The 708-nt window shown below is 62.3% G+C and carries 1 protein-coding gene; it reads right to left on the bottom strand.

Going from position 1 to position 708, the window contains the following annotated elements:
- Positions 1 to 269 precede the first annotated feature (269 nt).
- Positions 270 to 395, bottom strand: a complete 126-nt coding sequence (locus AC629_RS50070) for a hypothetical protein (protein ID WP_283848250.1) — start codon at positions 393 to 395, stop codon at positions 270 to 272.
- Between the last annotated feature and the right edge of the window lie 313 nt (positions 396 to 708).

Below are 708 nucleotides of genomic sequence, written 5' to 3'. Positions count from 1 at the left end.
GACGTTGGTCCTCCTCAAAACCCGGGAGAGCAATCCTCAGATCCGTGCGCAATCGCACTGTATGCTTCCCGGGCACTGTCGCCAGGGCCCACGCAACATTCGCTACCAACTCGCGTTTGACGGAGGATACCACAGTTCCCGCCTTCGGGCGCGCGACTGTCCGGTTCGGGGCAATCGCGTCGTTATGACACCCTGACCGCGACTTCCGGTCCAGCCCAACGAGCAGACATTATCGGCGCTCGTCGGCATGTCGCAAACAGCAGAAGCGATCACTGGGATAGTGCCATTTCAAGGGCGCGCCGCAGCCCGGCGGAAACCCGCGCGGCACCGACCGCAAAATGCCAACGCGCCGAAATGGCGGCGGCCTCGTGAACCAACTGCTGTGTGATCTTCATTGTCGCTCCCATGCGAAGCGGCGGCCGGATCGTCACCAGTGTCCGATCTAGGCGGTTGCCTTGCCGCCATTCACCGGCCACCCGATTGCCGACTTGCCGCCAGCCCGCGACCGGCCATGTAGCCGCCTAAAGGGCTGTTCCGTCCGAAACTAATTGTGGGGACTGTCTTCGACCCTATAGGACAGCGGCAGCCCCCGTGCGACTCTTGTCCTTGCCGATCAACTCGGAGCCACAACATGTCTGACATCGATCGCACCCCGGTCGGAATGCAGATGGTTATTCCCGGCTGCGAACGGCGAACGTTGCCGCGATC

The sequence above is a fragment of the Bradyrhizobium sp. NAS80.1 genome (assembly GCF_001908205.1).
GTDB lineage: Bacteria > Pseudomonadota > Alphaproteobacteria > Rhizobiales > Xanthobacteraceae > Bradyrhizobium.
The sequence above is the reverse complement of the archived record's forward strand: the minus strand, read 5'-3'. Positions and strand labels throughout refer to the sequence as shown.